The sequence below is a fragment of the Blastococcus sp. SYSU D00868 genome (assembly GCF_054050575.1).
Genome location: NZ_JBJGZO010000038.1, coordinates 1 through 15,939 on the forward strand (window position 1 = coordinate 1; position 15,939 = coordinate 15,939).

The window sequence follows — 15,939 nt, forward strand, 5'->3', positions numbered from 1 at the left end:
CGTGGCGGGTCCTCCCTCACCACACACCGTGAGGGAGGACGCGCTGCGCTGAGGGAGGACGCGCTGCCCCGAGGCCGGACAGCCGGACGGGGCGGATCGGTCACATCTCAATGTATGGGATAGCCGTTCCGCACTGTGGGATGTCCGGGCCATGATCGGCGGCATGGACACCTACACCCACGGGCACGCCGAGCCGGTCCTGCAGTCCCACCGCTGGCGGACCGCCGAGAACTCCGCCGGCCACCTGCTGCCGCACCTGCGACCGGGGCTCGACCTGCTCGACGTGGGGTGCGGGCCGGGCACGATCACCGTGGACCTGGCCCGGCGGGTGGCGCCGGGGCGGGTGGTCGGCCTGGACGTCTCTCCCGACCCGCTGGGCGAGGCCCGCGCGGTGGCCGAGCGGGCGGGCGTCGCCGTCACCTTCGCCGTCGGGGACACGTACGCGCTGGAGGCCCCCGACGACTCCTTCGACGTCGTCCACGCCCACCAGGTGCTCCAGCACCTGACCGACCCCGTGGCCGCGCTGCGCGAGATGGCCCGCGTCTGCCGGCCCGGCGGGGTGATCGCCGTCCGGGACGTCGACTACGCGACCTTCACCTGGTTCCCCGCCGACCCCGACCTGGACCGCTGGCTGGCGGTCTACTACGGCGTCGCCCGCGCCAACGACGCCGAGCCCGACGCCGGCCGCCGCCTGCTGGCCTGGGCGCACGCCGCGGGGCTGCGCGACGTCACCGCCACGACGTCGTCCTGGTGCTACGCGAGCCCGGCCGAGCGGGAGTGGTGGGGCACCTCCTGGGCGGGCCGGGCGACGGCGTCGTCCTTCGCCGAGCAGGCCGTGGCCTACGGGCTGGCGACCCGCGACGAGCTCGAGGACCTCGCTGCCGCCTGGCGGCGCTGGGCGCAGGCCGACGACGGCTGGCTCGGGATGATGCACGGCGAGCTGCTCATCCGCGTGTGAGCCCGCGAGATCTGCACAGTCGTCACCATCGGCCGCTGAGGGCGACGACTGTGCAGATCCCGTCGAGGGGTCAGCCGGCCCGGCGGGCGGCGTTGGCCTGGACGGCGGTGCTCACCCACCGCGCCAGCCCGGGCGCGACCGCCTCGTAGGTGGCGGTGAACCGCTCGTCCTCGACGTACATCCGCCCGAGGCCGGCGTGCATCTCCGGCGGGCAGTCGTAGAAGTCCCGCGTGATCTGCTGCCGGTGCTCCTCGGCCAGGTCCATCGCGGCGGCGCTGTCGGGCGCCACGCCGGCCCGCAGCGCCTCGGCCATCCGCCGCGTCAGCGCCTCACCCTCGGCCTTGATCCGCAGCCAGTCCTCCTTGGTGTAGCCGCGGGTGCGCTGCCGCGACTGCCGGTAGGCGTCCGTCTCGCCCCAGCGCTCCTGCACCTCGGCCTCGTAGCGCGCCGGGTCGTGCTCGCCGAACACCTCGAACCGCTCCTCCGGCGTCAGGCTGATCCCCATCTGCCGTGCCTCCATCTCCTTCTCGACGGCCGCGAGCAGCTGCCGGTGCTCCTCGAGCCGGTCCAGGAGCAACCGGTGCTGCCGGCGCAGGTGCTCCAGGGGATCGACCGAGGGGTCGTCCAGCAGGGCCGCGACCTCCTCCAGGGAGAACCCGAGCGCGCGGTAGACCAGCACCTGGTGCAGCCGGTCCAGGTCGTCCGCGGAGTACCGCCGGTAGCCGGCCGCGCTGCGCCCGGACGGCGACAGCAGGCCAATCCGGTCGTAGTGGTGCAGCGTGCGCACCGTGACGCCGGTCAGCGCAGCGACCTCGCCCACGTTCACGGGCCCTCCCCTCTTCGACGCCGACCAGTGCACAGCCTGACGCCGCGTCAGGGTCAAGCGGGAAACCGGCCGGCACGCCGCCGTGCGCCGGGGGAGGTCGCCGGCGCCGCCGCGGGTCAGGCGGCGCCGAGCGCCTGAGGGGCCGCGGACCCGACGGTCGGCACGACGCCCGCGGCGCCGGGCAGTGTCACGTTGTCGAAGCCGGTCAGCCGCTCGCGCCAGGCCCGCATGGCCCCGCGGTGGGGCTCGGCGCGGGCGAAGGCGCGCACGGCGGCGTCGTCGTCCCACCACGACACCGTGGTGAACGTCCGCGCCAGCGGCTGGGCGCGCAGCTGCAGCGAGCGGGCGCCGGGGGAGCGCATCACCTGCCGGCGGATCGCCAGCGACGTCCGCAGGAACGCCGGCACGTCGCGCAGGCGGCGCAGCCGCAGGCGGGTCACGAGGACGACGCCGGCCCCGCCCCCCGGGTCGGCGGCGGTCCACGGCAGGTCGGGGACGACGGACACGGTGCCCTCCGGTCGCTCGGCGCTTAACAGGTGTAAAGCGACGGTAGACCGCCGACTTAACGCATGTAAAGTCGGATCCGTGGCGAGGCTCCCGGGACAGCTGCGCGGCGAGCTGGTGCGGGCCGCGGCGGCCCTGCTCGAGCGGACCGGCGCGGTCGAGGCGGTCACCCTGCGCGCCGTGGCCCGCGAGGCCGGGGTCAGCGCACCCGCCGTGTACGGGCACTTCCCCGACCTCGAGGCGCTGCTCGACGCGGTGGTCGACGAGGGCTTCGACCGGCTGCGCGCCACCATCGAGCGGGCGGTCGCGCCGCTGGAGGACCCGGGGGAGCGGCTGGTCGCCGGCTGCCGGGCCTACGTCGAGGCGGGCCTGGCCGCGCCGGCCCGCTACCGGGCGATGTTCGGGCCGCGCCGGGGGCGCGGCGGCGAGGCGTTCGCCGTCCTGGTCGACGGGGTGGCCGCGTGCGTGGCCGCCGGCCGCTCGGACAGCACCGACCCGGCCGCCGACGCGGCCCTGCTGTGGACGGCGCTGCACGGCGCGGTCGCGCTGCGCGCCGGGGCGCCCGAGGACGGCTCCGACCTCGACGCGGTGGTGCGGGCGCTGGCCGGCCGGCTGGCGCGGGTGCGGGGGATCGGCGAGGGCTGACGCGGGCTGTCGGCGGCCGGGTCAGCGCGCGGCCGGGGCGGCGCGGCGGGCGGCCTTGACCCGGTACATCGCGGCGTCGGCCCGGGCCAGCGCCGTCAGCGGGGTGTCGGTGGCGTCGCACAGCACCGCGCCGACGCTGATGCCGACCTCGTGGCGGGTGCCGTTCGCCAGCGCCAGCGGCTCGGCGAAGGACGCGGTGACCCGGTCGGCGACGTCCCGGGCGGCCAGCTCGTCGCGCAGCCCGGGGCAGAGCAGCACGAACTCGTCGCCGCCGATCCGGCCCACGGTGTCCCCGGGCCGGACCGCGGCGCGCAGCCGGCGGGCCGCCTTGCGCAGCACGATGTCGCCGGTGGCGTGGCCGGCGACGTCGTTGACCGGCTTGAAGCCGTCGAGGTCGCAGTACAGGACGGCGAACGGCTCCCCGCTGCGCCCGGCCGCGACGACCAGCGCCGCGAGCCGGTCGACCAGCAGGGTGCGGTTGGGCAGGCCGGTCAGCGGGTCGTGCAGCGCGGCCATGCGCAGCTCCTCCTCCAGCGCCCGCCGTTCGGTGACGTCGTCCATGGCGACGACCGCGCCGAGCAGGGTGCCGTCGGCGGCGTGGATCGGCTCCCCGGAGACCTCGACCAGGCGCAGCCGGTCGTCGGGGTCGGCGATGGCGATCGGGACGTTCGCGATCCGGCCCTCGGCGAGCACCCGGAACAGCGGGATCTCGCTGACGTCCAGCGGCCGGCCGGTCGGGCTCACCAGGCGGAAGGTGCCCGGCACGTCGTCGACCGGGACCGACGGGTCGGCGTCGAGGCCGTGCCAGGCGCGGCTGACCCGGTTGAACAGGTTGATCCGGCCCCGCGCGTCGGCGGCGACGATGCCCACCGGCAGCGCCTCCAGCAGCGCGGTGGTGAACGCCGTGGAGGCGGCCAGCTCCGCGTGCGCGGCCTCCACCTCCTGCCGGGCCAGCTCGCTGGCCGTGGCCAGCTCCGCGAGCTCGTCGGCCTGGCGGCAGCGCTCGAGCAGGGCCACCAGGACGGCGGCGAGGTCGGTGAGCCGGTCGGCCTCGGCGGCGGAGAAGGCGTGCGGCCGCTCGTCGAACACGCAGAGGCTGCCGATCACCCGGCCGTCGGCGACGAGCGCGGCGCTGCCGTAGGCCCGGACCCGCGCCAGCCGCCCGTCGACCCAGGGGTTGTGCGCGAAGCGGGCCAGCAGGGAGAGGTCGTCGGCGACCGCGACGGTCGCGCCGGCCGCGAGCAGGTCGGCGCACAGGGAGTGCTCGAGCGGGCTCGTGCCGCCGGTGAAGCCGTGCGGGGACAGCTGCCGCTGCACGGTGCCGTCGAACAGGTTGACCGTGGCGCAGGACAGGCCGGTCAGGGCCGCGGCCACCCGCACCACGCCGTCGACGTCGGAGTCCCCGGCCGCGTCGAGCAGGGCCGCCCACCGCGCGGGGTGGCGCACCGGAGACGTCATGCCGTGCCCCCTCCCGGGAGTCGAGACCTACGGGTCCGCGATCGGCGCGCGGGGCCCGCGGCTTGACCGCCGCCGGGACCGTCTCCCCCCGCGGGGTGGGCCGCCGGGCTCAGAACAGCAGCACCAGCAGGACGGCGTTGAGCGCGATGATCACCGTGGCGACGACGGCCGCGATCGCGGTCGTGCGGGGCCGGTTGGCCAGCTCGCCCATGACCGACCGGCGGGCGGTGAGCAGCAGCAGCGGCACCAGGGCGAAGGGGATGCCGAAGGACAGCACGACCTGCGAGACGACCAGGGCGGCCGTCGGGTCGACGCCCACCGCCAGCACGACCAGCGCCGGGGCCAGCGTGAGCGCCCGGCGGACCAGCAGCGGGATCCGCCGCTGGATGAACCCCTGCATCACGACCTGGCCGGCGAACGTCCCGACCCCGGCGGAGGCGAACCCGGAGGCGAGCAGGGCGAGGGCGAACAGCAGGGCCGCGGAGTCATCCAGGGTCAGCGCGATGCCGGCGTGCGCCCCGGCGAGGGTGTCGGTGTCGGGCACGTCCGAGCCGGAGAACAGCGCGGCGGCGATGATCAGCATGGCGGCGTTGACCAGCCCGGCCAGCCCCATCGCGGTGAGGACGTCGGCGCGCTGCACGCGCAGCGCCGCCCGCCGCTGCTGGGCCGAGGCGAGCTCGATGCCGCGCGGGATGAGCGCCGAGTGCAGGTAGATCGCGTGCGGCATGACCGTCGCGCCGAGGATGCCGGTGGCCAGCACCAGGCTCTCGGCGCCGTCGAAGCGGGGGACCAGTCCGCTCGCGGCCGCCCCCGGGTCGACCGGCGCGCGCAGCAGCATGACCAGGAACCCGATGAGGATGACCGCGAACAGGCCGGTGATCGCCGCCTGGAACCGGCGCTCGCCGCGCCCCTGCAGCGCCAGCAGGCCGAACGCGACGGCGCCGGTGATCAGCCCGCCGGTGAGCAGCGGCAGCCCGAACAGCAGGTTGAGCGCGATCGCCCCGCCGATCACCTCCGCCAGGTCGGTGGCCATCGCCACCAGCTCGGCCTGCACCCACAGCCCCCGCACCACCGGCCGGCGGAAGTGCGCCCGGCACGCCTCGGGCAGGTTCATCCCGGTGGCCAGCCCGAGCTTGGCCGACAGGCTCTGCACGAACATCGCCATGACGTTCGCCGCGACGATCACCCACAGCAGCAGGTAGCCGAAGGACGCGCCGCCGGCGATGTTGGTGGCGAAGTTGCCCGGGTCCACGTAGGCGATCGCCGCGACGAACGCCGGGCCGAACAGCGCGAGGCGGACCGCGCGGGGCGGCCGGTCGCCGCCGGTGGGCAGCAGCGGCACCGGGGTGCGGAGCCCGGCCCGGAACATCACCGGCCCCCCGTCCCGCGGATACGCTCGCCGGGGTGACCGATCCGGGCCCGGAGGGGTGGGGCGCCCCGCTGCACGCCGCCGTCCTGGACGCCACCGGCGTCGCCGCCGGGACGACGGTGCTCGACCTCGGCTGCGGCACGGGCGCCCTCGCGCGGGCCGCCGCCGCCCGCGGCGCCCGGGTGACCGGCGTCGACCTCGACCCGGCGGCCGTCGCGCGCGCCGCCGCCGCGGTGCCCGGGGCGGCCTTCGCCGTCGGGGACGCCGCCGCTCCGCCGCCCGGCCCGTTCGACGTCGTCGCCGCGGTCCAGCTGATCGGCCACGTGCCCGACCCGGTCGCGGTGCTGGCGGCGGCCGGCCGCGTCGGCGCGGTCGTGGCGGCCACGGTGTGGGGGCTGCCGGAGGAGTGCGACGTCCGCGCGTTCGGCGAGGCGCTCGCCCCGTGGCTGGGACCGTCCCGTCCCCCGCCGGCGACCGGCCCGGCGGAGCTGGCGGCGCTGGCCGTCCGCGCCGGCCTCGTCGTCGAGCGGCTGGACGAGGTGGTCTGCCCCTTCGACTACGCCGACGACGACGAGCTGCTCGGGCCGCTGCTGGACTCCGCCGTCGGCCGGGCGGCCGCCCGGCGGGCCGGGCCGGCGGCGGTGGCCGCCGCCGTCCGGGAGCGGCTGGCCCCGTACCGGACCGCCGCCGGGGGCTACCGGCTGCACAACCTCTTCCGGGTCCTGGTCGCGCGTCCCGCCTGACCGGGGAGATGCCGCGGGACACATGCGTGGGGTACCTCCCGGTGTCGGAGGGGGCCGGTGCCGACAGCGGGTCAGCCGGTGCCGGCCTCACCGCGGTAGCGCGTCGCGAGGAAGCTGCGGCACATGTCGCCGTTGGCCTCGATGCCGACCCGGGTCAGCCGGGCCCGGCGCAGGTGCAGCGGGACCTGCGCCGTCTCCACCGGGCTGCCGTCGGGGTGCATCAGCAGGGGGGCGTCGTCGCCGGCGGGCAGCCCGAGCGTGGCCCGGCGGCTGCGCAGCCGGGCCAGCTCCGGCGAGGGCGGGCAGGCGCCGAGGGTCAGCGCGGCCAGGTCGTCCGGACCCGCCCCCGCGTCCACCAGCGGCCGGGCCACCCGGTCCTGGCCGGCCACCACCGCCTTCTCCAGGAAGTAGCGCCGCAGCTCCGCCAGCTCGGCGTCGGCCTCGCCCGCGAACGTCTGCACGAACCCCGCGTGCGCGGCGACCCCGCGGTTGATCTCGGCCGAGGCGTGGTGGTCCTCGAGCGCGATCTCCGCGCGGGTCACCCCCTCGACCGCCGACACCGCGTCGTGGGCGTCGGCGACCATGAGGAACGAGAAGTTCGGCGCGCAGAAGAACGTGGGCAGCCGCAGCCGGACCGCGGCGACCCCGTCGCCGGAGACGGTGCACGAGGCCACGAAGTCCAGCTCCGTGATCGGCTCGTCGAGCTCGGGGTCGAGCACCGTCCCCAGCGCCCGCCAGACGGCGTCCCGCAGGTCGGCGGGACCGCCTGCGGTCACGCCTGCCCCGCGGGGGCGATCTCCTCGGCGAGCTGCTCGCCGGGCCGCTGCTGCGGGATGGCCGGCTCCTCGGGCAGCCGGCACTCGGCCGGCACCTCGATGCCGTAGAGCTTGGCGGCGTTGAGGCCGAGGATCTTCTTCTTGGTGGCCGTGGTCACCTCGGGGTAGTCGCTGAACGCCTCGTCGTCGGGCATCTGCCAGTCCACGAAGCCCTCGACCTGCCACTTCGGCGTCCAGATGTTGTAGTCGCTGCCGAAGGTCAGCCGGTCCTCGCCGACCCAGAAGAGCAGCTCCCCCATGAACCGGGCGAAGGTCTTCGGGCGGGCGTGCATGTGCCCGCCGATGACGACGGACAGGCCGGCGTAGACGTTGGGCTCCTGGACGGCCATGTAGGCGAAGTCGTCGATCCGCGGGATGCCCGCGTGCTCGATGATGAAGTTCAGGCCCGGGAAGTCGGTGGCGGTCCGGTCGACGTCCTCCATCGAGAACGCGTCCTTGTCCAGCGGCCAGATCGTCGGGCCCTTGTGGGCGTGGATGTTGGTGATGCCGAGCTCCTGGCACTTCTCCAGGAACCGGTAGGACTCGCGGTCGGTCAGCTTCCAGCCGCGGGAGCCGTCCTCGTGCCACTCGGCGGTGTAGAGCTTGACGCCCTTGAGGTTCCAGCGCCTGGCGTCCTCCTCGAGCTGGCGCAGCCCGGCGTCGCCGTCCCGGGGGTCCCACCGGCCGTTGACGACGAACTTGTCCGGGTGCTTCTCCAGCAGCGAGCCGTTCTGCTCGACGGTGTTGAAGCCGTCGGCGTACCAGTACTTGAGGTAGGTGGACTGGAAGACGGCCTTGTCGACGTGGCCCTCCTCGAAGACGTCGCGCATCAGCTGGTCCTCGGAGACCTTCAGGTACTTCTCCCAGTCCCAGTGGGTCTCCGGCGGAGCCAGCTTGTGGTAGCCGTAGAAGCAGTCGATCCACCCCTTGGCCAGGTCCTCGCGGCCCTGCACCCAGTTCTCCCGGCTGGCGTCCCAGAAGTGCATGTGGCTGTCGACGACGAAGTACTTCTCCCCGTCCTTCTCGTACATGAGCGGGCACCTCTCCCGTCGTTCTGCGGATGGGTCCGTGCGTGGGTGCGGCGGTCGGGAGCGGTCAGGGCACGAGGATGGCCCGGCCGCGCACCGTCCCGGCGTCGAGGTCGTGGAGGGCCTGCACGGCCTGGTCCAGCGGGTACTTCTGGGTGTGCAGCGTGACCCGGCCGGCCTGGGCGAGGACCATCAGCTCGGCCAGGTCGGTGTAGGTGCCGACGATGTTGCCGACGACGTTCTTCTCGCCGGCGACGAAGTCCAGCGTCGGGATGCGCAGCTCGCCGCCGTAGCCGATCACGAACAGCGAGCCGCCCGCCCCGGTCATCTGCCAGGCGTCGTTCTCGGCGCCCTGCTCGGCCACGAAGTCGAGTACCACCGTCGCGCCGCCGCCGGTGAGGTCCTGCACGGCGGCCACCTGGTCGCCGTCGGCGACGACCGTCTCGTCGGCGCCGATCTCGGTGGCCAGCCGCAGCGCGTCGGGGTTGCGGTCGACGACGACGACCCGGGTCGCGGTCAGCGCCTTCAGGCACTGGATGCCGATGTGCCCGAGCCCGCCGGCGCCCTGCACGACGGCGGTCGTCCCCGGCGGCAGCAGCGGGACGGCCTTGCGGACGGCGTGGTAGGCGGTGATCCCGGCGTCGGCGAGCGCCGCGACGTCCGCCGGCTGGGTGGACGGGTCGAGCTTGACGCAGGCCCGGGCGGTGGTGCGCAGGTACTCGGCCATCCCGCCGTCGTTGTCCGACAGGCCGGGGAAGAAGGCGGCCTCGCAGTGCATGTCGTCGCCGCGGCGGCAGGCCAGGCAGAGGCCGCAGGCGGGCTGCGGGTGCAGGATCACCGTGTCGCCGACCGCGACGTTGGTGACGCCCTCGCCCACCTCGTGCACCCAGCCGGCGTTCTCGTGCCCGATCACGTAGGGCAGCCGCGGGTGCTGGATGCCGTCCCACTGGCCCTCGATGATGTGCAGGTCGGTCCGGCAGACCCCGGCGCCGCCCACCTTCACGATGACGTCGAGCGGCCCCTGCAGCTTCGGCTCGGCGATGTCGTCGACGCTGGGGTCGGAGTGGTACGCGTGGACGCGGACAGCGCGCATGCCGGGTGCCTCCTCGCTGGGGCGGGACTGCCTGGTTCGGAACCTAGGGACCGGCCGCCGGGGCGGGTGTCTCAATCTGAGACACCGCCCCGGGCGGCGGTCCGCCGTCCTCCGGTGCTCAGCCGACCATCGGGCCGAGGCCCAGCGACTGCGGCGTGCTGGCGTCCGGCGAGGGCTGCGGCAGCCCCTCGTCGAGCGGGCCGAACTCGGTCATCAGTGCCTTGTTCCAGGGGGTGACCTCCTCGGCCACCAGCGAGTCGGTGGTGAGCACCAGGCCCGCCACCGAGGCGCCGTTCTGCAGCGCCGACCGGACCACCCGCAGCGGGTCGATCACGCCCAGCTCGACCATGTCGCCGAACCGCTCGGCCAGGGCGTCGAAGCCCTCGTCCACGGCCATCGTGCTGACCTGCTTGACCACGTCCTGGCCGTCGTGGCCGGCGTTGGAGGCGATCAGGTGCGCGGGCCCGGACAGCGCCCCGCGCACGATCTCCACCCCGATGCGGTAGTCGCCGGTCACGTCGAGGTCGTCGAGCGCCGGCTCGGCGTGCAGCAGCGCCGCCCCGCCGCCGGCGACGATGCCCTCGGCCATGGCGGCCCGGGTGGCCTGCAGCGAGTCGTCGACGCGGTGGCGGATCTCCTTGGCCTCGGCGTTGGTCGGCGCGCCGACCCGGATGATCGCCGCCTTGCCGGAGAGCCGGGCGATCCGCTCGGAGAGGAAGTCCTCGTCGGTGCCGATGGTGGCCCGGGCCAGCTCGGCCCGCAGCTGGGTCAGCCGCAGCTCGCGGGCGGCCTCGTCCCCGCCGCCGCCGATGATCGTGGTGTGCTCGCTGGTCACCCGGACCTGCGCGGCGCGGCCGAGGTGCGCGGTGGTCATCTGCTCGAGGCCGAACGAGGACTCCCGGGAGTGCACGCGGCCGCCGGTCAGCGCGGCGATGTCCTCGAGCATGTGCACCCGCTTGGCGCCGAAGCCGGGCGCCTGCACCGCGACGCACCGGAACAGCCCGTTGACGTGGTTGTGCACCAGCATCTGCAGGGCGGTGCCCTCGACCGCCTCGGCGACGATCACCAGCGGGCGCGGGTCGCGCATGATGCTGTCCAGCACCGGCATGAGCTGCTGCACGCTGGTGATCTTGTGCGCGGTGAGCAGCACGTAGGCGTCCTCGAGGACGGCCTCCAGCTTCCCCGGGTCGGTCACCATGTACGGCGAGACGTAGCCGTTGTCGAACTCGAAGTCCTCGACGAAGTCGACGCCGATGCCGAGCACGGGGGAGTCCTCGACCGTGACCACCCCGCCCTGGCCGACGGCGTAGAGGGCGCGGGCGACGACGTCGCCGATCAGCGGGTCGTCGTTGGCCGAGATCGCCGCGACCCGGCGGAAGTCGTCCTCGGTCTCCATCGGGTGGGCCACGCCGGCCAGGTGCTCGACGAGCCGGCCGACGGCCAGGTCGATGCCGCGCTTGACCAGCACCGGGTTGCCGCCGTTGGCGATCGCGGCCATGCCCTCGCGCACGATCGCCTCGGCGAGCACGATCGCCGTCGTCGTCCCGTCGCCGACGGTGTCGTTGGTCTTGATGGCCGCCTCCTTGACCAGCTGGGCGCCCATGTCCTCGAACGGGTTCTTGAGGTGGATCTCGCGGGCGATGGTCACGCCGTCGTTGGTCACCTCGGGCGAGCCGGTCAGCCGCTCCAGGACGACGTTGCGGCCCTTGGGGCCCAGCGTCGTCTTCACCGCGGCGGCGAGCTGCTCGACGCCGACCTGCAGCAGCCGGCGCGCGTCGGCGCCGAACCTCAGTTCCTTGGCCATGGGGGTCCTCCTGGATCCGCGGGTGGGGACGGTCTCGTGCGCGGGTGGGACCGGCCCGGGCGCCGATCGCCGGGGCCGAGGGACGACGGGCCGCCGGGCGGGAGAGGACCCGCCCGGCGGCCCGCGGGGGAGGGATCAGTCGGTCGAGGCCCGGGCGGCGGGGATGTCGCTGGTCACGGCCGGGGTGAGGTCGAAGCCCAGGTACTCGGCGGCGTCCTCGGGGTTGGCGAACATGATCGTCGAGCCGTCCTCGTGCACCATGCGCCCGTAGTGGGTCGACATGCTCTCCTCGAGGTCGGCCGAGGTGAACGAGCCGGGCTCCTCGCCGAGGGCCTCGGCGAGCTCGTCGTAGTCGAAGACCACCCGGTCCACGGCGTCGACGCGGATCATCGAGGGCAGGTAGGTCACGGTGACCCCGGCCTTGTCCTTCATGACCTCGGCGATCACGTGGCCCACCTGGTCGTTCATGAGCGTGATGCCGGCGCGGTTGGACGACGTCTTGTTGACGGCGCCGAACTCGGTCGTTGCCGTGGTGCTCACTGGGCCAGCTCCTTCGGGACGTCGAGGCCGAGGTCGGAGAGGATCCCGGCGAAGCGGTTCTTGGCGCGGTCGAGGGCGTCCTCGAACCGCGGCGGCAGCGAGTCCGGCTGCGACCACAGCGGCTGCAGGGTGCGGGCCGCGGCCAGGCAGCGCGGCACCCAGTGCGCCAGCCAGCCCTGCATCAGCTGCCGGTTGTGGTCGGCGAACTCGCGGTCGTGCACCAGCGGGCCGAAGCAGACCAGGCTCCAGCGCAGGTCCCGCTGGGCGTAGTCGTACTCGCCGGCGCCGACGACGGTGGGGGTGACGAAGTCGCCGTTGCCCGGGGCGGCCTGCATGACCAGCCCGCTGCGGAACAGCTCCCCGACCAGCGGCTCGAACACGATGTTGGCGGCGAAGATGGCCTCGCCCCAGTCGTCCTCGATCGCCGTGAGCGCCTCGGTGACCTCCCGGACCCCCTGCCACTCCGGGTCGGAGTTCCAGGCCGCGAGGTGCGCGGTGCCGTCGAAGCCCTCGATCTCCTCGGTGAGGGTCAGGTTGTAGAGGGCCAGGTCCTGGGCGAACCGGATCTTGTGCGCGCTGTTCACCGCCATCGCGGTGTTGTGCATGTTCGTCGGGCCCGAGCGCTCGTTCGCGGCGAAGACGTACAGGCCGAGGATGTGCTCGACGTGCATCCAGGCGCCGACGCTGCGCTCGACGAAGGTCACCCAGTTGCGGGTCCACTGGTCGAACGCCTTGGCGTTGCGGGCGTTCTCGACGTTCTGGTTGACCTGCCGGACGACGTTGGCGTTGTACCGGTAGATCGTCTGTTCCCACTCCTCGTTGGGGTCGCGGAACTCGTGCCAGCCGTGCGCCGGCCAGTTCAGCCCCTTGCCGCCACCCCCGGTGCCGACGCCGCGCACCGGCGGCGGGTCGTCGACGCCCCAGGCCTTGAGCCGGGTCCAGGTGAGGGGGTAGCCGCCCACGCCGTCGGAGAAGCCGTAGATCCAGCCCTGCGACAGGTAGTGCCTCGGGTCGGGCTGGACCTCGACCGTGACGTCCTCGTAGTGGGTCTGCTTGCGCTTCGCCGGGACGTAGTAGTTGTACCGCCGGGCGCTGGGCGCGGAGTCGGGGAACTCCTTGGCGCCGGCCTCGGCGTCGGTGAAGACCGGCTTGGGGACGCTCCGTTCTGGGCGCGCCGGCACCTCGGCGACGCGGGGCTCGGTCGTGGTCATGGTCAGTCCTCGCCTTCCGGCTCACCGGTGGTGGTGAACTTGTCGTAGAAGATGGAGTTCTCGGCGACCCCGAGCCGGGGCAGCGCGACGAGCGCCGCCTCGACCATCGGTGGGGGGCCGCAGACGTAGGCGTCCACGCCCTTCAGCGCGTTCTCGCCCCGCAGCGCGGTCTCCCGGCGTGCGACGACGTCGGTGATCAGGCCCGTCTCGCCGTCCCAGTCGTCGCCGGCGGCCGGCTCCGACAGCGCGGGGACGAAGGTCAGGGCCGGCAGTTGCTCCTGCAGCTTGCCGATCTCGGCCTCGAAGCAGAGGTCGCGGCGGCTGCGCGCGCCGTAGTAGAAGGTGACCGGGCGGTCCAGGCCCCGCTCGGCCATCGATCGCAGCAGCGCCAGGAGCGGGGCGATGCCCGCCCCGCCCCCGAGGAACAGCAGCGCCGCCGTGCTGCTCTCCCGCAGCCGGAACGCGCCGAACGGCGCCTCCACCTGCAGCCGGTCGCCCACCGCGAGCCGCTCCGCCAGGTGCTCGGAGAACAGCCCGCCGGGGTAGACCTTGATGACGAACTCGAAGACCCCCTCCCGGTTCGGGGTGTTCGCCATCGAGAACGAGCGCGTCGCCGTGTGGCCGGGCACCCGGAAGTCCATGTACTGGCCCGGGAAGAACTTGATCTCCTCGGGCTCGACCAGCTTCACGACCAGGTGCCGCATGTCGTGCGTGACCGGCTCGTTGGCGAGGACCTCGACCGTGCCCCTCCGCAGGGGCAGGCCCGAGGCGATCATCTCCTCGTCGTAGTTGAGGAGCTCGATCACCAGGTCCTCGTAGGCGTGCAGCCGGCAGAGGAGCGTCTGTCCCTCCTCCCTCTCGAAGTCGGGGAGCGCGAACGTCGAGTAGCTGTCCAGCTCGACGTCCTCCCCCTCCAGCAGGAACGACTTGCAGGAGGCGCACTGGCCCTCCTTGCAGCCGTGCATCAGCGAGACGCCCTGCTCGGCGGCGGCCCGCAGGACGGTCTGCTCGGAGTCGACCTCGATCTCGATGCCGACCGGCTCGAACCGGATGACGTGCTTGTCCCCCATGGCCACTCCTGCGACGGCGTCGATGGGTCGAGAACGGGCGGCCCCGTCCCGAGGCTCGTCCCGAGCCTGCGAGGGACGAGGAGGACGGGGTCCTTACCGGCGGGGGAGGGTCGGGCGGCGCCCGGCCCTCCCCCTCGCCTGACCCGCGCTCAGGCGCTCTGAGGGGCCGGACGGCCGGCCGGGCCCTGCCGGTTGTAGTCGGCGACGTAGGCCGCGCGCTGCTCGTCGGTCATCTCGTTGAACAGCACGTTGGGGCTCAGCAGCGGGCCCATGCGGCGCAGGTGGTCCAGCGTCCACATCTTCTTCGGGTCCAGGTCCAGGTGCGGCTGCGCGGTCATGGTCTTGCCGTCGTCCCGGACGAAGCCCATGTCCTCGACCACGTCGGCCCAGTTCCAGCCGTGGTAGAGCGTCTCCCACTCGCGGTGCCCGATGAGCCGGCCCATGTTCGGCGTCTCGCGGCCCTGGTAGGTGGGCGCGAAGGCCTCGACGTGGGTCCAGCGGCAGGTCTCGCTGCAGTAGGTGTAGTGGTGGCCGTCGACCTCGGCCGTGCACATGTCCTCACGGATGAGGCAGGGCACCATGCAGACCCAGCAGCGCTGCGGGTACACGTAGTCGACGTCCTCGGCGACGATCGGGTGGTGGCCGTTGGGCCGCGACAGCCGGGCGTAGTTCTCCCACCACTTCCCGTACTTGTCGTACCAGCCCGGGTACTTGTACTCGAACCACTCGAAGTCCTCGTCGGTCATCGGGTCGATCCGCCAGTAGTTCGCCAGCCAGCCGGTGGCGAAGAACTGGGCGACCTCGTGGACGTAGCCCTTGTTCCAGATCCGGTTCCAGGCCTCCTCCACCAGGTCGTGCGGCACCGTCAGCCCGTACTTCTCCAGCGGGACGAGGTAGCTGCGGTAGTAGTCGTCGTAGATCCAGCGGCGCCACATCTCGGCGTAGGACTCGCGGTCCTTGCGGCGGTCCTTGGTGCCGTACTCGATGAACGTGCCGATCGCGGCGTCGACCACCGCGTGGTTGTTCCACCAGGCGTAGCGCAGGTCGCGCTCGAGCAGCTGGCGGTTGCCCTCGTCGGACAGCGCCATCAGCAGGGTGGCGTAGCCGTTGGAGATGTGCCGCGACTCGTCGGACTGCACCGAGTGGAACACCGTGGGCAGCAGGTAGTCGCCGTTGGCCGCCGCCTCGGCCGGCATCGCCACGAACAGCGTGTTCGTGAACGCGGTCTCCGCCACGATCGTCAGGTAGATGCTCGCCGCGGTGATGGCGTCCCCGGTGATGAACCCCTCCGCGAACTGCCGGCCGATGGTGCCGCAGTAGTCGTTGTGGAAGTTCCGCAGGCTGTTGTTGAAGCCCGCCGGGTCGATGTAGTTGTTCATGTACAGGCGCTTGAGGTTCTGCTGGATCGTCGAGTGGCGGACCTCGTCGATCATCTGGATCGCCTGGCCGTTGTGCAGCTCCGGGTTGGGCACGGTGTGGAACAGCATCGGCATGGAGCGGGCCGCCGAGATCTCCGGCAGCGGGATGATCGACAGGAACAGCTTCTGCCACTCCAGCCAGCGCTCCTGCACCTGGCGGAACATGTTCCCGCGGATCGCGCCGTCCTGGGCCCCGTAGACGCGGTTGTCCTTCTCCTCCTCCATCGGGAAGTACGAGCGGAGGACCTGCTTGAGCGGGTCCTTCTTCTGCGCCTTCCGGAAGGTGTAGTCGGTGCCGTACTTCATGTAGGGCTCGTGGTACTGGGGCTCCCAGGCCAGCTCCTGAATCTTCTGGTGCGCCTTGGCCAGACTCTGCCGACTCACGTCGTCTCCTCGCGGTGGTGGTCGGGTGGGCTCGGGGGCCTCCGCCGGTGACGGCGGGGCCGGTCGGTCTCCG

At 73.3% G+C, this 15,939-nt stretch carries 15 protein-coding genes; 3 read left to right on the forward strand and 12 right to left on the reverse strand.

Annotated features, from left to right (window positions below):
- Positions 1-163: 163 nt before the first annotated feature.
- On the forward strand, positions 164-958 hold the full coding sequence (locus ACI79F_RS21910) for a methyltransferase domain-containing protein (protein WP_456545072.1): 795 nt from the start codon (positions 164-166) through the stop codon (positions 956-958).
- Between the two features lie 70 nt (positions 959-1,028).
- Here ACI79F_RS21910 and ACI79F_RS21915 read toward each other — a convergent pair whose 3' ends face one another.
- Positions 1,029-1,778, reverse strand: coding sequence for a MerR family transcriptional regulator (locus ACI79F_RS21915; RefSeq protein ID WP_456578944.1), 750 nt, complete (start codon positions 1,776-1,778; stop codon positions 1,029-1,031).
- 122 nt (positions 1,779-1,900) lie between these two features.
- Entirely contained in the window at positions 1,901-2,290 is a 390-nt protein-coding gene (locus ACI79F_RS21920; RefSeq protein WP_456545070.1) for an antibiotic biosynthesis monooxygenase family protein, read from the reverse strand.
- A 79-nt stretch (positions 2,291-2,369) separates the two neighbouring features.
- On the opposite strand from ACI79F_RS21920, the gene ACI79F_RS21925 reads away from it, so the two are divergent.
- On the forward strand, positions 2,370-2,933 hold the full coding sequence (locus ACI79F_RS21925) for a TetR/AcrR family transcriptional regulator (RefSeq protein ID WP_456545069.1): 564 nt from the start codon (positions 2,370-2,372) through the stop codon (positions 2,931-2,933).
- Positions 2,934-2,954: 21 nt separating this feature from the next.
- Here ACI79F_RS21925 and ACI79F_RS21930 read toward each other — a convergent pair whose 3' ends face one another.
- Positions 2,955-4,391, reverse strand: a complete 1,437-nt coding sequence (locus tag ACI79F_RS21930; RefSeq protein WP_456545068.1) for a diguanylate cyclase domain-containing protein — start codon at positions 4,389-4,391, stop codon at positions 2,955-2,957.
- A gap of 109 nt (positions 4,392-4,500) precedes the next feature.
- A complete protein-coding gene (locus ACI79F_RS21935; protein ID WP_456545129.1) occupies positions 4,501-5,760 on the reverse strand; it encodes an Nramp family divalent metal transporter in 1,260 nt (419 codons plus the stop codon).
- Between the two features lie 35 nt (positions 5,761-5,795).
- On the opposite strand from ACI79F_RS21935, the gene ACI79F_RS21940 reads away from it, so the two are divergent.
- Positions 5,796-6,503 carry a class I SAM-dependent methyltransferase gene (locus tag ACI79F_RS21940; protein ID WP_456545067.1) on the forward strand — a complete coding sequence of 236 codons (708 nt, stop codon included), beginning with the start codon at positions 5,796-5,798 and terminating at the stop codon, positions 6,501-6,503.
- 71 nt (positions 6,504-6,574) lie between these two features.
- Here the strand turns inward: ACI79F_RS21940 and ACI79F_RS21945 are convergent, their stop codons facing one another.
- The 8 genes from ACI79F_RS21945 to ACI79F_RS21980 all read right to left on the reverse strand — a co-directional run bounded on the left by ACI79F_RS21945 (position 6,575) and on the right by ACI79F_RS21980 (position 15,866).
- On the reverse strand, positions 6,575-7,279 hold the full coding sequence (locus ACI79F_RS21945) for an iron-sulfur cluster assembly protein (protein ID WP_456545066.1): 705 nt from the start codon (positions 7,277-7,279) through the stop codon (positions 6,575-6,577).
- Positions 7,276-8,349 carry an amidohydrolase family protein gene (locus tag ACI79F_RS21950; RefSeq protein ID WP_456545065.1) on the reverse strand — a complete coding sequence of 358 codons (1,074 nt, stop codon included), beginning with the start codon at positions 8,347-8,349 and terminating at the stop codon, positions 7,276-7,278. Before ACI79F_RS21950 ends, ACI79F_RS21945 begins: the two co-directional genes overlap by 4 nt.
- Positions 8,350-8,413: 64 nt before the next feature.
- Positions 8,414-9,439: an NAD(P)-dependent alcohol dehydrogenase gene (locus ACI79F_RS21955; RefSeq protein ID WP_456545064.1), complete on the reverse strand. Its 1,026-nt coding sequence runs from the start codon at positions 9,437-9,439 to the stop codon at positions 8,414-8,416.
- 118 nt (positions 9,440-9,557) lie between these two features.
- Positions 9,558-11,243, reverse strand: a complete 1,686-nt coding sequence (gene groL, locus ACI79F_RS21960) for a chaperonin GroEL (RefSeq protein WP_456545063.1) — start codon at positions 11,241-11,243, stop codon at positions 9,558-9,560.
- Positions 11,244-11,378: 135 nt separating this feature from the next.
- Complete coding sequence (mimD, locus tag ACI79F_RS21965) at positions 11,379-11,783, reverse strand: propane 2-monooxygenase effector subunit MimD (protein ID WP_456545062.1); 405 nt, start codon at positions 11,781-11,783, stop codon at positions 11,379-11,381.
- On the reverse strand, positions 11,780-12,994 hold the full coding sequence (locus tag ACI79F_RS21970) for a hypothetical protein (RefSeq protein WP_456545061.1): 1,215 nt from the start codon (positions 12,992-12,994) through the stop codon (positions 11,780-11,782). The genes mimD and ACI79F_RS21970 overlap by 4 nt, the downstream gene beginning before the upstream one ends.
- A 2-nt stretch (positions 12,995-12,996) precedes the next feature.
- The gene (locus tag ACI79F_RS21975) at positions 12,997-14,064 is read right to left on the reverse strand and encodes an FAD-binding oxidoreductase (RefSeq protein ID WP_456545060.1); all 1,068 of its coding nucleotides are present in this window, start codon (positions 14,062-14,064) and stop codon (positions 12,997-12,999) included.
- Positions 14,065-14,213: 149 nt separating this feature from the next.
- Positions 14,214-15,866, reverse strand: coding sequence for a hypothetical protein (locus tag ACI79F_RS21980; protein ID WP_456545059.1), 1,653 nt, complete (start codon positions 15,864-15,866; stop codon positions 14,214-14,216).
- Positions 15,867-15,939: the final 73 nt, after the last annotated feature.

Bases quoted from the DNA above. Each gene is read 5' to 3' on its own strand.
- ACI79F_RS21955 (WP_456545064.1), bottom strand. From the start codon at position 9,439: ATGCGCGCTGTCCGCGTCCACGCGTACCACTCCGACCCCAGCGTCGAC.
- ACI79F_RS21910 (WP_456545072.1), top strand. From the start codon at position 164: ATGGACACCTACACCCACGGGCACGCCGAGCCGGTCCTGCAGTCCCAC.
- ACI79F_RS21950 (WP_456545065.1), bottom strand. From the start codon at position 8,349: ATGTACGAGAAGGACGGGGAGAAGTACTTCGTCGTCGACAGCCACATG.
- ACI79F_RS21930 (WP_456545068.1), bottom strand. From the start codon at position 4,391: ATGACGTCTCCGGTGCGCCACCCCGCGCGGTGGGCGGCCCTGCTCGAC.
- ACI79F_RS21975 (WP_456545060.1), bottom strand. From the start codon at position 14,064: ATGGGGGACAAGCACGTCATCCGGTTCGAGCCGGTCGGCATCGAGATC.
- ACI79F_RS21935 (WP_456545129.1), bottom strand. From the start codon at position 5,760: ATGTTCCGGGCCGGGCTCCGCACCCCGGTGCCGCTGCTGCCCACCGGC.
- ACI79F_RS21970 (WP_456545061.1), bottom strand. From the start codon at position 12,994: ATGACCACGACCGAGCCCCGCGTCGCCGAGGTGCCGGCGCGCCCAGAA.
- groL (WP_456545063.1), bottom strand. From the start codon at position 11,243: ATGGCCAAGGAACTGAGGTTCGGCGCCGACGCGCGCCGGCTGCTGCAG.